10 protein-coding genes are annotated in these 12405 nt (G+C 64.0%); 5 read left to right on the forward strand and 5 right to left on the reverse strand.

From position 1 onward, the window contains the following. The first annotated feature begins 119 nt into the window (after positions 1-119). Complete coding sequence (locus ACSLE4_RS07650; RefSeq protein ID WP_435903879.1) at positions 120-398, forward strand: hypothetical protein; 279 nt, start codon at positions 120-122, stop codon at positions 396-398. Positions 399-482: 84 nt separating this feature from the next. Here the strand turns inward: ACSLE4_RS07650 and ACSLE4_RS07655 are convergent, their stop codons facing one another. Then, positions 483-692 (reverse strand): cold-shock protein, encoded by a 210-nt coding sequence (locus ACSLE4_RS07655; protein ID WP_435903880.1) that lies wholly within the window; start codon positions 690-692, stop codon positions 483-485. 236 nt (positions 693-928) lie between these two features. On the opposite strand from ACSLE4_RS07655, the gene ACSLE4_RS07660 reads away from it, so the two are divergent. Beyond that, the gene (locus ACSLE4_RS07660) at positions 929-2299 is read left to right on the forward strand and encodes an APC family permease (protein WP_435903881.1); all 1371 of its coding nucleotides are present in this window, start codon (positions 929-931) and stop codon (positions 2297-2299) included. A 26-nt stretch (positions 2300-2325) separates the two neighbouring features. On the opposite strand, the gene ACSLE4_RS07665 is transcribed toward ACSLE4_RS07660, so the two are convergent. Next, positions 2326-3870, reverse strand: a complete 1545-nt coding sequence (locus tag ACSLE4_RS07665) for a L,D-transpeptidase family protein (RefSeq protein ID WP_435903882.1) — start codon at positions 3868-3870, stop codon at positions 2326-2328. Between the two features lie 345 nt (positions 3871-4215). Here ACSLE4_RS07665 and nadA point away from each other — a divergent pair, with 345 nt between their 5' ends. From nadA to nadC, 3 genes are read left to right on the forward strand one after another with little or no spacing between them, the layout of a single operon-like run. After that, entirely contained in the window at positions 4216-5283 is a 1068-nt protein-coding gene (nadA, locus tag ACSLE4_RS07670; protein WP_435903883.1) for a quinolinate synthase NadA, read from the forward strand. 49 nt (positions 5284-5332) lie between these two features. Then, on the forward strand, positions 5333-6940 hold the full coding sequence (locus ACSLE4_RS07675; protein WP_435903888.1) for an L-aspartate oxidase: 1608 nt from the start codon (positions 5333-5335) through the stop codon (positions 6938-6940). Continuing rightward, the gene (gene nadC, locus ACSLE4_RS07680) at positions 6937-7809 is read left to right on the forward strand and encodes a carboxylating nicotinate-nucleotide diphosphorylase (protein ID WP_435903884.1); all 873 of its coding nucleotides are present in this window, start codon (positions 6937-6939) and stop codon (positions 7807-7809) included. The genes ACSLE4_RS07675 and nadC overlap by 4 nt, the downstream gene beginning before the upstream one ends. Here nadC and ACSLE4_RS07685 read toward each other — a convergent pair. The 3 genes from ACSLE4_RS07685 to ACSLE4_RS07695 form a co-directional block, all read right to left on the reverse strand. Further along, entirely contained in the window at positions 7754-8932 is a 1179-nt protein-coding gene (locus tag ACSLE4_RS07685) for a cell wall hydrolase (RefSeq protein WP_435903885.1), read from the reverse strand. The genes nadC and ACSLE4_RS07685 overlap by 56 nt on opposite strands. 289 nt (positions 8933-9221) lie before the next feature. After that, positions 9222-11924 (reverse strand): pyruvate, phosphate dikinase, encoded by a 2703-nt coding sequence (gene ppdK, locus ACSLE4_RS07690; protein ID WP_435903889.1) that lies wholly within the window; start codon positions 11922-11924, stop codon positions 9222-9224. Between the two features lie 81 nt (positions 11925-12005). Continuing rightward, positions 12006-12405: gamma-glutamylcyclotransferase family protein (locus ACSLE4_RS07695; protein ID WP_435903886.1), on the reverse strand; the 400-nt coding region annotated here is incomplete at its 5' end.

Genomic DNA, 12405 nt, shown 5'->3' on the forward strand with positions numbered 1-12405 from the left:
CAACGCACCCGTACGCCTAGTTTTTGTCATCAAAAATCTCTATATATCCTCAGAGGCTGCCTCTAAGCCTCGAAGAGAATATTTCCCAATATTTTTGGTCTAAACGAAGGTTACAGTCCATGACGACAATCGATTTCACTGCATCTGCTGAGCTTTTTCCAGCCAGAAGCTGGAAAGCCAAGGCGCATGGCATTCGTTACAAGCGGTTCGACGACGCGGCCGAAGCCGTCCGCTACGCGATTGAGGATTTGCCGCCTGAGTGCCTGCTCGGCACCTATCTCGAGGTCGAGGAAGCGCGGTTCGACAGCCGCGGCATCCGGCGCCTCTATGAGCGCGAGGACTTCCCGCGCAAGAGCGCGCCGAAAGCAAAGCGCGCGAAGCGCACGAAGGCCGCCTAAGGGCGGACCCTGCTCCCCAAACTAACAAGCCGCCCCCGAAGGGGCGGCTTTAATTTCGTCAAGACTCGCGTTGTCCTTTGAGGACTACGCGGCCTTAATGGTCGCGACAGCGGTCTTGCCGCTGCGGCTGTCGACCTCGGTGTCAAACTCCACCTTCTGGCCTTCGGCCAGGTCAGACATGCCGGCGCGCTCAAGCGCAGTGGCGTGGACAAAAACGTCCTTGCTGCCGTCGTCGGGCTGCACGAAGCCAAAGCCCCTTTGGGAATTGTAGAATTTCACAGTGCCCGCAATCATCGGGTTCGTCCTTTCGTTTAAGTCGGTACAGTTGTGCTCAAGCCCACGCGCGTGCGCGTGCGCAGTCTAGAGCGAGTGGTCGATGTTTGGGAGGGGTCTGATCGTGCGCCATAGCGCGCGGCCACATGGTCCGGCCAAATGTCGATGAACAACACATAAGCGCAAAGCGTGGCTTTTGCAAGGCACGAAACGTCGAGCCGTGGTAGAGCCGAACCAAGGGCAAACGAGGGGAACACATGGCCAACCAGGGAAAACCAGAGCCGGCAGCGCAATCGGGGGGCGAGCCGACGCTTCATCGCTCGATCGGCCCCACGCAGATGGCACTCTACGGACTCGGCAGCATGCTGGGCGCCGGCGTCTACGGGCTGATGGGAAAGGCGGCGGGCCAGGTGGGCAATGCCGTGTGGCTCGCCTTCGTGGTGGCCTTGGTCGCCGCGCTCCTCACCGCACTCTCCTATGCCTCACTTGGCTCGCGCTACCCACGCGCCGCCGGCGCCGCTTACGTTACCCAGCGCGCTTATGGGTTTCCTCTGCTCAGCTTCATGGTCGGACTGGCGCTGGTCTGCTCGGGGCTTACCTCGATCGCCACCCAGAGCCGGGTGTTCGCCGCCAACCTTATCGAACTCGTCGGGCTCGACGGGCTGCCGGTGGCTTGGTTGGCGCTGGGCTTCCTGCTGATCATGGCCGGCATCGTATTCCGCGGCATCCGGGAATCCATGTGGGTCAACGTCCTTTGCACCATCGTCGAGGCCGCCGGCCTCATTCTGGTCGTGGCAGTCGGTATCTCCTATTGGGGGTCGGTCGATTATTTCGAAACACCAGCAGCACCGGGCGACGATCATGTCATCTTGATCGTCATGCAAGGCGCGGTGCTCGCCTTCTTCGCCTTTATCGGCTTCGAGGACATGTACAACGTGGCGGAGGAGGTGCGTGACCCGCAGCGCACGATCCCGCTCGGGCTAATCACCGCCATGGCGGCGGCGGCGGTCCTTTATATCGCCGTGGCGATCACCGCCGTCTCGGTCGTTCCGTGGCAGGAACTTAGCACGGCTCCAGGGCCCATAACCGAAGTCGTATCGCGCGCCGCGCCGATCATCCCGCCGATCCTATTCACCGGCATCACGATGTTTGCCGTCGCCAATACCGGCCTTGTAAATTTCGTCACCGCCTCCCGCCTGCTCTACGGCATGGGACGGCAAGGGCTGCTGCCGTCGATCTTCGGCCGGGTGCATCACGGCCGCCGGACGCCGCATGTCGCCATCCTGGTTCTGTTTCTCATTCTCGTGCCGCTCGCTCTGGCGGGCACGATCTCCGAGCTCGCCTCCGCCACCGTTTTGCTCCTGCTCAGCGTGTTCGCGGTGGTGAACGGCTCGCTGTTCGTGCTCAAAGGGCGGAAGAGCGAGGAACCAGGGAAATTCGAGATTCCCCGGTTTGTGCCGGCGCTTGGGGTGATCGTCTGCGTCGTACTGGTTGCGGTGCGGGTCTCGACCGGCGATTGGCGCGCACCGGCCATTGCCGGGGGATTGTTGCTCGGTTGCTTCGTGATCTATTTGGCCATGCGCGCGTATACGTTACCGGCCGGCGGCAAGATCGAGGACAACCACTAAGGAAAGACCTGGGATACCGCCGGTCCTTAGGGCGCGGAGGCGGCGAGGCTTCCGTTCACGGGCTTGCGGGCCGGGATCGGCGCCGAGCCCGCCACGGGAGGCGACACTGCAGCCGCATCGTCAGGGTCCCCGATCTCATCCAGCTTGTAGACATCGCCGAAGGTTTTCACCTCGCCCTGCTCGTCCACCAGGACCGTGAAATAGGTCATGTGCACGGGAATAGGCTTGTCGAGCTTGACCGCTGTCGTGTTGCTGCCGGCCGCAAGCTGAGTGGCCTTGGCCGTGCTCCACCCGTTGCTCTCGGTCAGGAGCAGGCCTGCAAGCTTCTCAGGATTGGCGACGCGCGGCTCGCTTGACCCCTCGGCACGGACGGCGCGGGTCAACTGCGAGCGAATGATTGTGTCGTGCAGATAGATGTCGCGGTCATTCGGGTAGAGGAACTGGACCTTGCCCAGAATGTTGGTGCGACCCGGCGCCTGCACGAAGGTCAGCTTGGACAGGTCGACCGTGTCCCAATCGATCTTGCTCGGGTCGATCGCCCTGCCCCGGTTTTTGACGGTCAGTTGGTACTGTTCGAGGATCGACGTGCCGCCGCCACCGAACAAACCGCCGCTTTCTCGCAATTTCGGCAGGACGTCCCGGCGGATGACCGACAGCGGCACCACGCGTTCGGGATTGAACACAATCTCCGTCATATCCGTTGAGAGCACCGGCGTCGGGCTGTTGGGATTGCCGACGACGACCTTCTCTGACTCGGCCGTCTTCCCGTCCTTGACCACATGCAGCATGAATTCGGGGATGTTGAGCCACACATAGGTCTCGCCGAGCGTCTCGGGCATCCAGCGCCAGCGATCCATGTTGACCTTAAGGCGCTCCTTGTCCGCTTCCGTCTGCGCCTTGAGCAGCGCCTGACGCAGCCGCGTGAACTGCTCATGCTTGGGATGCAGATCCGCAAGATAGGTGTCTGGCGCCGAGGCGGCGGAAATCTCGGTCAGCACCGTCTGCGGCGGGCGGACCGTAGGGCTCTGGTCGTAAATCTTGCTCAGCGCGCTGGGCTCGACGAGCCCGCCGCGGGCGGCGCGGGCATATTTCAGGATGGCCAAAGAGATCGCGATCTCGGTCGCAGCCTGATCGTCCGTCAGGGTGGGCTGGTAGCTCGCCGGCGGCACCCGGAAGTGGCTCGGATCAAGACCCCATTCCCCTGCCCTGCCTATCTCGCCGAGAACGGTTTGGCCCCCCGGCGAGATGCCGGCGCTTGTGAGCCACAGCGCGGGGCCGCTATGGGCGGTGTAGAAGGCCTCGACCGCGGCAATATCGTCCGGATGCGCGCCCTGCCGCAGGACAGGATCGCTGAGCTTCTGGCGGATCGTCTCGGCGATGAGGAGCTCCTGCGGAACCGCGGGCTCCGCCATCGCCTCCTCTTCCTCTTCTTGGACGGGTTCTTTCGCGGCGCCCGGCAGCGTCGCGACCACCTCGGCCTCTTGGGCCTCGCTGGCTGCGAGTGCGGCTGGGTTGTCGTCGATCTTGATTTCGATACCGGGAGCCGCAGTTTCCGGTTGCTCGCCCCCCATGGACAAGACGCCCAGTATCACGGCGAGGACGAAAACACCTGCCGCCCCAAGGATCGCGACTAGTGACTGTCTACGCATCCCGCTAAACCCCGCTCTCGGCGATTAGGTTAGTCCCCTAACGCAGGCTCGGCCACCAAGAATTGCCCGGTGTCTAGGCGAGCTCTCAAGTTTTAGGCGGATTTGCCCTCTAACCGTTGGCAATCGTTGGTCCCAGGGACCTTGATGCACTGCATCAAACGCCTATACTCTATGTGAGGATAGGGAGTGGCCCGGCCTTGCGCCGGACCTTTTTACACCCCATATATACTCATTATGAGTATATATCCACAAGGAGGCCGTGAGTTCATGGCGACAGTTCAGACTGGGAGCCCCGAGTGGGAAGCGAAGGCACAAGCCCTGCCGCCGCCCTCTCTTCTGCCCGATCTCGCCTATACGCCCGAAGTGGCGCGCGAGACCGCTCATCTTTATGAGCGTGTGTCACGCGTGATCCCGCCGATCGAGTGGCCCGGCTTCGCGCCCTATATCAAGGCTATCAACGATCTCAAGCGGGCGCGGAACGCGGTCGTGCTGGCGCACAACTACATGACGCCAGAGATTTACAATTGCGTCGCCGATGTCATCGGCGACTCGCTTCAGCTTGCGCGCGAGGCCTCCAAGGCCGACGCCGAGGTGATCGTGCAATGCGGCGTGCATTTCATGGCCGAGACCTCGAAGCTGCTGAACCCCGACAAGACGGTGTTGATCCCCGATAGCCGTGCGGGCTGTTCGCTTGCGGCGTCGATTACCGGTGAGGACGTGCGTGCTTTGCGCGAGGCCTATCCCGGCGTGCCCGTGGTCACCTATGTAAACACCTCAGCCGACGTGAAGGCGGAATCCGATATTTGCTGCACGTCCTCCAACGCCGTGCGCGTGGTCGAGTCGCTCGGCACCAAACGGGTGATCATGATCCCCGACGAGTTCCTGGCGAAATGGGTGCAGACTCAGACCGACGTCGAGATCATCACCTGGAAGGGCCATTGCGAAGTGCATGAACGCTTCACGGCGGATGAGCTGCGCGCTTATCGCGAGACCGATCCCGGCGTGAAGATCATCGCGCACCCGGAGTGTCCCCCCGATGTGATCGGCGAAGCCGACTTCACCGGCTCGACCTCCGGCATGATCAAGTGGGTCGAGGACAACCAGCCTTCCAAGGTGTTGCTGGTGACCGAGTGCTCGATGAGCGACAACGTCGCGGTCGAAGCGCCGAACGTGGAGTTCGTGCGGCCATGCAACCTCTGCCCGCATATGAAGCGAATCACGCTGCCGAAGATCTTGGACAGCCTCGTCTTCATGAAGGAAGAGGTGACCGTCGATCCGGCGGTTGCCGAGCGGGCGCGCGCCGCCGTCGAGCGGATGATCAATCTCAATCACTAAAGAGGGCGCGCCTTATCAGCGCGAAGCGGATGTGACGAGCACTGGCAACATGCGCACCGATGCGCACCGCACGGGCAACCACATTGTCGTGGTCGGTGCGGGCTTGGCAGGCCTGTTCACAGCGCTCAAGCTCGCGCCGCTTCCCGTCACCGTCATCTCGCCCGCTCCGTTTGGTGAAGGCGCTTCCAGCCTCTGGGCGCAAGCCGGCATCGCCGCCGCGCTCGCCGAGGGGGACACGCCCGAGGACCACGCAGCGGATACGGTGCGTGCCGGTGCCGGCATCGTCGATGAGGCGGTAGCGCTGTTCATGGCGCGGGAGGCGCGCCAGCGCATCGAGGACTTACTGCGCTACGGCGTGCCCTTCGACAAGGATCTAGAGGGGCGGCTGGCGCTCGGCCACGAGGCGGCACATCGCACCAACCGTATTCTGCATGTGAAAGGCGACACCGCGGGCCGCGCCATCATGGGCGCGATTACCGAGGCGGCGCGGGCGACCCCCTCGATCACCGTGCTGGAAGGCTATACCGCCCGCGACCTGATCGTGCGCAACGGGCGGGTTCAGGGAATCGCATTGGCGCCGGCGGACAGAGATTCCGACAAAGAGGGTCTGGTACTGCCGGCGCGCGCCGTCGTGCTGGCAACCGGTGGCGCAGGGCAGATCTACGCCATCACCACCAACCCTAGGGAAGCACGCGGCGAAGGCGTGGCCATCGCCGCGCGGGCTGGCGCTGTCATTGCCGACGCGGAGTTCGTGCAATTCCACCCGACCGCCATAGATATCGGGCGCGACCCGGCGCCGCTCGCCACCGAGGCGCTGCGCGGCGAAGGCGCGCTTTTGATCAACAGCAAGGGCGAACGCTTCATGCGCGCGGTGCATGAGGACGCCGATCTCGGCCCCCGGGACGTAGTGGCCCGCGCGGTCTATCGCGAGGTGGTCGGCGGACGCGGCGCGTTTCTCGATTGCCGTCCGCTGGGGCCGGCGCTCGTTGACGATTTTCCGACGGTGGCCGCCACCTGCCGGTCTGCCGGTATCGATGCCACGCAAGAGCCGATCCCCGTGGCTCCGGCCGCCCATTACCACATGGGCGGCATTCTCACCGACGCTCAGGGGCGCAGCACCGTGGACGGGCTGTGGGCCTGTGGCGAGGTCACCTCGACCGGAGCGCATGGCGCGAACCGGCTTGCCTCCAACTCGCTGCTGGAGGCGGTGGTGTTCGGGGCACGGGTCGCGACGGACATCGCGGCCGCCGTGCCCCCGCTTCCGTCGCGGAATTTCGCCTCCGTAGCGAGGGAGAACGATCCCGTCCGCCACGACGCGGAACCCGAGCAGACGCTGCGCCGGACCATGTCGGCGGAGGTCGGCGTGATCCGCGACGCGGGCTCGCTGTCCAAGGCGCTCGCCACCATCGTTACGCTGGAGCGGGAGAACGACGGCGATCCTCAGCTGGCCAATATGCTCACCACCGCCAAACTGGTGACGGCCGCCGCGCTTACACGTAAGGAAAGCCGCGGTGCACAGTTTCGCAGCGACTACCCGACCTCGGATGAAGGCCAAGCAAAGCGGAGCTTCCTAACGCTGAGCAAGGCTGAGGAAGTTGCCCGCGAGGCGGCTGGCGTCTCGAGCCCGCCGCAGCTGCGGGTGGTCTCGCAAGGATGACCAAAACAACGCCGTCCCGGCTTGAACTGCCCAGGCTGCTCGTGGACCGGGCCGTGCGCGCGGCGCTGGAAGAAGACTTGGGGCTCGCCGGGGACATCACCACGGATCCCATCATTCCACCGGACGCGCATGGCGAAGCCGCCATCGTGGTGCGCGAGCCCGCGGTCATCGCCGGACTCGATTTGGCCGAAGCCACTTTCAGAATGCTCGATGCAGACATTGGCTTTACCCGGATCGTGGAGGACGGTGCGCATGTCGAGGCCGGCGCCACCGTCGCAAGGATCGAGGGCCGCACGCGGGCGCTGCTGACCGGGGAGCGGACGGCGCTCAACTTCTTCGGCCGGCTGTGCGGCATCGCCACGCTGACGGCTGAGTATGTATCGAAAGTCGAAGGGACGCTCACGCGCATCGCCTGCACGCGAAAGACAACGCCGGGATTGCGCGCTTTAGAGAAATACGCCGTGCGATGCGGCGGCGGGATCAACCACCGCTTCGGCCTTTATGACGCAGTGCTGGTCAAGGACAACCATATCGCCGCGGCCGGCGGGCTCGCGGCGGCGCTCGAACGGCGTCAGGCGCGCGGCGGCCACATGGTCAAGATCGAGGTCGAGGTGGACACGCTCGAACAGCTGGAGGAGGCCTTGCGGCTCCCGATCGATGCCGTGCTGCTCGACAATATGGATACGGCGACGCTCAAAAAGGCCGTGAGGCTTGCCAGCGGCAAGGTGCTGACCGAGGCCTCGGGCGGCGTCAACTTAGAGACAGTGGCTGAAATTGCCCGGACGGGCGTCGACCTGATCTCGGTCGGGGCGCTTACTCACTCGCCCCGTAACCTAGACTCATCGCTTGAGTGGGCGCGCTCGCGCTAGTGCCCGCGACGGCGGTGACCGAGTTTGTGACGGTCTCGCCGACGGCGCTGACCGAACCCGAAACGGCGCTGACCGCCGAAGCGAGAGACAGCGTGGGCAACAGATAACCGTCTTCGTCGTCGGAGCCGGCACCGCCCTCGGGCGCGGCCGAAGCCTCGACCACGTAAGGCTCTTCGTTGCGTTTCTTGTAGAAGATATGCGCGCCGATCCTATCGACCTTATTCATGCGGCGCGCCCAGCGGGGGCTCACATAGTTCGCGTGATAGAAGGTCGAATATCCCACTTCGGGTAGCCATAGCTCGCCGGACATGATGCGCTTGGACAGATCCTGAGCCAGCGCCCATTGGGAGTTGTCACGCGGAGTGTCGGAGTGGCCGTCGCAGGCAAAGGAGAACTGGCAGCCTTTGCGCATCTGTCCCTGATAGACAACGCCGCAGATTGTCTGCGGGAAGACCGGGCTGCGTACGCGATTGAGGATGACCTGCGCCACGGCAACCTGGCCGCGCTCCGGCTCGCCGCGGGCCTCGAAATAGATGGCGGTGGCGAGACACCGGCGCTCGCGGTCCTCAAACTCGGCTTGCGACTCGCCCTGGTAACGGAAGTTGAGGGCCTCTTCGTTCGGCTGATAGGCGATGTCGTGCGGGTCCGGCCGGAAGGCATCCACCTGGAAATCGGCGTTGAATGGCGAGGAGTAGCTCGCGTTCATGAAGAGCGAACTGTCGGGGCGCCGCCTCTCCGGAACCTTGAGGGCGATTTCGGTCGTGGTGGGCATCAGGCGATCGCTTTTGGCGTCACGGCTGACGCCGCCGGCGACCACCCTGGCAAGACCCGCGCCGCCGGTGAGGCTCGCGGTGATGAGCTGCTTGCCGGCGTCGGTTACGGCCTGTGCCGCCGCATAGTGATCGGCGCGCGGGCCTTTGACACCGGTGGTGAAAAGTTTGGCCGCGTCGCCGGAAATCTCCCGTGGCGCGGCGGATGCGCTGGCGGTGCGTGTGGCGGTGTAGATGGCTTCTGGGGGGGTCAGGTACAGCTCGACCTCGATCGCGAGCTGATTGCTCGACGCAACGACGTAGCCCACACCGATGAGGGGAAGCGGCACGAACGCAATAATCGCGTGCCACATCCGACGAGACGAGCGCCGGCCCATTATCCCTCCAGGTCCCCGTGCGGAAGACGGCCGGTCTTGTCCGGAAGTCCCCCTGTGCATTTACCCTAGCAGCGCGTCCTCATAGGCCCGCGAGTCTAGAGCGTCCCCAAAACAAACCAGGCAAATTGGTGGGAAATTACCGACGTCGTTTGGCAGTCCCCCACCGGATCAAACCCGGAATCCCGTCTGTTGCCATTAACGCTGCCCGATAATTTAGGGCAAATTGTGTTGATCGGCAACGACCGCCTATTTCGACCGCCAAGGCCTAATTATCCGTTAGCGTTTGATTTTTCAGAGTCGCTTGGGCCGCGGCAAGCCGCGCAACGGGCACCCGGTAGGGTGAACAGGACACGTAGGTGAGGCCGATTTTCTCGCAAAATCCAATGGTTTCCGGGTCGCCGCCGTGCTCCCCGCAGACCCCGATCTTGAGGTCCGGATGGACGGCGCGCCCGCGCTCCGTGCCGATTTTCATGAGCTCGCCCACCGCAACGTCGAGGGTTACAAAGGGATCGTGGTGAATAATCCCTTTCTCGGCGTACTCACTCAAGAATCGCCCGGCGTCGTCGCGACTCAAGCCAAACGTGGTCTGCGTTAGGTCGTTGGTGCCGAAGGAGAAAAACTCCGCGCTCTGACCGATCTCGCCGGCCATGAGACAGGCGCGCGGCAGCTCCACCATGGTGCCAACCTGATAGGCGAGATTCGTCTCGCGCTCCTTCTCGACAGCGCGCGCGGTCGCCGTGATGCGCTCCTTGATGATATCGAGCTCGGCCTTGACGGCCACGAGCGGCACCATGATCTCCGGCGTCACCCGTTCATGCAGGGTCTTGCCGGTCTCGATCGCCGCCTCGAATATCGCGCGCGCCTGCATCTCGACGATCTCCGGATAGCTGACGAGAAGACGCGCGCCGCGCTGGCCGAGCATGGGGTTGAATTCGCTCAAAACGCTGATGCGCCGTTTTAGCCGCGCGAGGCTCACGCCCATGGCCTCGGCCACGTCGGCGATGGCCTCTTCGCCGTGAGGCAGGAACTCATGGAGCGGCGGATCGAGCAGCCGGATGGTCACGGGGAGGCCGGCCATGATCTCGAACAGCTCGATGAAATCTTGACGCTGCGCCGGCAGCAACTCTGCAAGGGCCTTGCGTCTGGCTTCCGGGTTCTCGGCCAGGATCATCTCGCGCATGGCGATGATGCGATGCTCCTGAAAGAACATGTGCTCGGTGCGGCACAGCCCGATGCCTTCCGCGCCGAAGTCGCGCGCGTGGCGCGCATCGGCGGGCGTATCGGCGTTGGCACGGATCTCCATGCGGCGAAAGCCATCGGCCCATTTCATCAAGGTGGCAAAGTCCTCCGACAGCTCGGGCTGACGCATGGTCACGCGTCCCTTGATGAGCTTTCCCGAGGAGCCGTCGATCGTGACGATATCGCCCTTGTGCAGTGTGTGACCGCCGGCTTCGAGCGTTTCGCGCTCGAGATCGATATGCACCGCGGCGGCACCCGCCACGCAAGGACGCCCCATGCCGCGCGCGACCACGGCCGCGTGGCTCGTCATGCCGCCGCGCGTGGTGATGATGCCGACGGCGGCGTGCATGCCTTGCACGTCTTCCGGCGAGGTCTCGATGCGCGCCAGGATCACCGTGTGGCCTTGCGCTTTCATGTGTACCGCTTCGTCGGCATCGAACACGATCTCGCCGGAGGCCGCGCCGGGCGAGGCCGGCAAGCCCTTGGCGAGAACGGTCATCTCCGCGTTGGGATCGAGCGCCGGATGGAGAAGCTGATCGAGCTGCGCCGGGTTGAGGCTCAGCACCGCCCCCTCCTCGGTGATGATGCCCTCGCGCGCCATGTCGATGGCGATCTTCAGCGCGGCTTGCGTGGAGCGCTTGCCCGAGCGGGTTTGCAGCATGAACAGCTTGCCTTCCTGCACGGTGAACTCGATGTCCTGGAGATCGCGGAAGTGCTTCTCCAGCGCCGCGCAGGCTGCCTTCAGATCCGCGAAGGCTTCCGGCAGGAGGGCTTCCAGCGATTGCTTGCCGTTGCCCGAAGCGGCGCGATCGTTCTCCGTCAGAGGCTGGGGCGTGCGCAGGCCCGCCACCACGTCCTCGCCTTGCGCATTCAGAAGAAACTCGCCGAACAGCTCGTTGGCGCCAGTAGACGGGTTGCGGGTGAAGACTACTCCCGTGGCGCTGTTGTCGCCTCGGTTGCCGAACACCATGCTCTGAATGGTGACGGCGGTGCCCCAGTCGTCGGGGATATCGTGGAGCCGGCGATAAGCGATGGCGCGCGCGTTCTGCCAGGAGCCGAACACCGCGGCGATGGCGCCCCAAAGCTGCTCATGGAGATCCTGCGGAAAGGGCTGCTCCAGCTCCTTGCCGACCAGGGCCTTGAAACGGACGACGATCTCCGCCCAGTCCTCGGCAGCGAGCTCGGGATCGAGCTCGAAGCCTTTGAGATTCTTGTAGTTCTCGAGGATCTCCTCGAACATGCCGTGATCGATGCCGAGCACCACGTCGGCATACATCTGAATGAAGCGCCGATAGGTGTCATAGGCGAAGCGGCGGTCGCCGGTGAGCCGCGCCAGGCCCTCAACCGTCTCGTCGTTGAGGCCGAGATTGAGAACGGTGTCCATCATGCCCGGCATGGAGGCGCGCCCGCCCGAGCGCACCGACACCAGCAGGGGATTGTCGACATCGCCGAAGCGTGCGCCGGTGATCTTGCCAACCTTGGCCAGCGCCTCGTCCACCATGGGTTTCAGCGCCTCGGGCAGTTTGCGGCCGAGCTCGTAGTAAGCGGCGCAAACTTCCGTCGAGATGGTGAAGCCCGGAGGCACGGGGAGCCCGAGGCGCGACATCTCGGCCAAATGCGCGCCCTTGCCGCCGAGAAGCTCTTTGTCCTCGGCGGAGCCGTCGGCGCGTCCATCGCCGAAGGTGAACACCCATTTGGGCGCAGCTTTTGCCTCCACGGCTTCGTTCATTGATTCCATGATCCCTTCCGCAGTCAGCCGTCCTTTTAGCCCGTTCGGGGGGTGTCGCACAAACGAGCCGGAGAAGAAGACCTAAGGACGAACCGGGCGCGGCGTCTTCGCGTTCCGATGTGCGACGAAATCGCCGCTCGAAATAATCCGTGCATTCGGGGCCTCGGTCACACCATAGGCCCAGGCGGTCACCGTACCACCGTCCAGAAGCGTCACCTGCAACGGCACGCGCTCGTAGTTGGGATCGCCGGCCTCATAGGCATCGAGCTCGGCCAGCAGCGTGCCGCCGGGCTTCAGCGCAAAGACGTCACCGAGGATGTGACGCTTCTCGCTGTCATCGAACATCGCGGCCGGGTACCAGCCGAGATCGTAGAGGCGTCCGCGGACGCGTCCCTTGCCCACGTGACGTGCCCGCGCCGAGAGGCGCCGCGCCATGGGATGATCGCTTTCGGCGCGCAGCGTGCCGTAGACGAAGATGTGG

It is taken from the genome of Methyloceanibacter sp., assembly GCF_051306395.1.
Taxonomy (GTDB): domain Bacteria; phylum Pseudomonadota; class Alphaproteobacteria; order Rhizobiales; family Methyloligellaceae; genus Methyloceanibacter.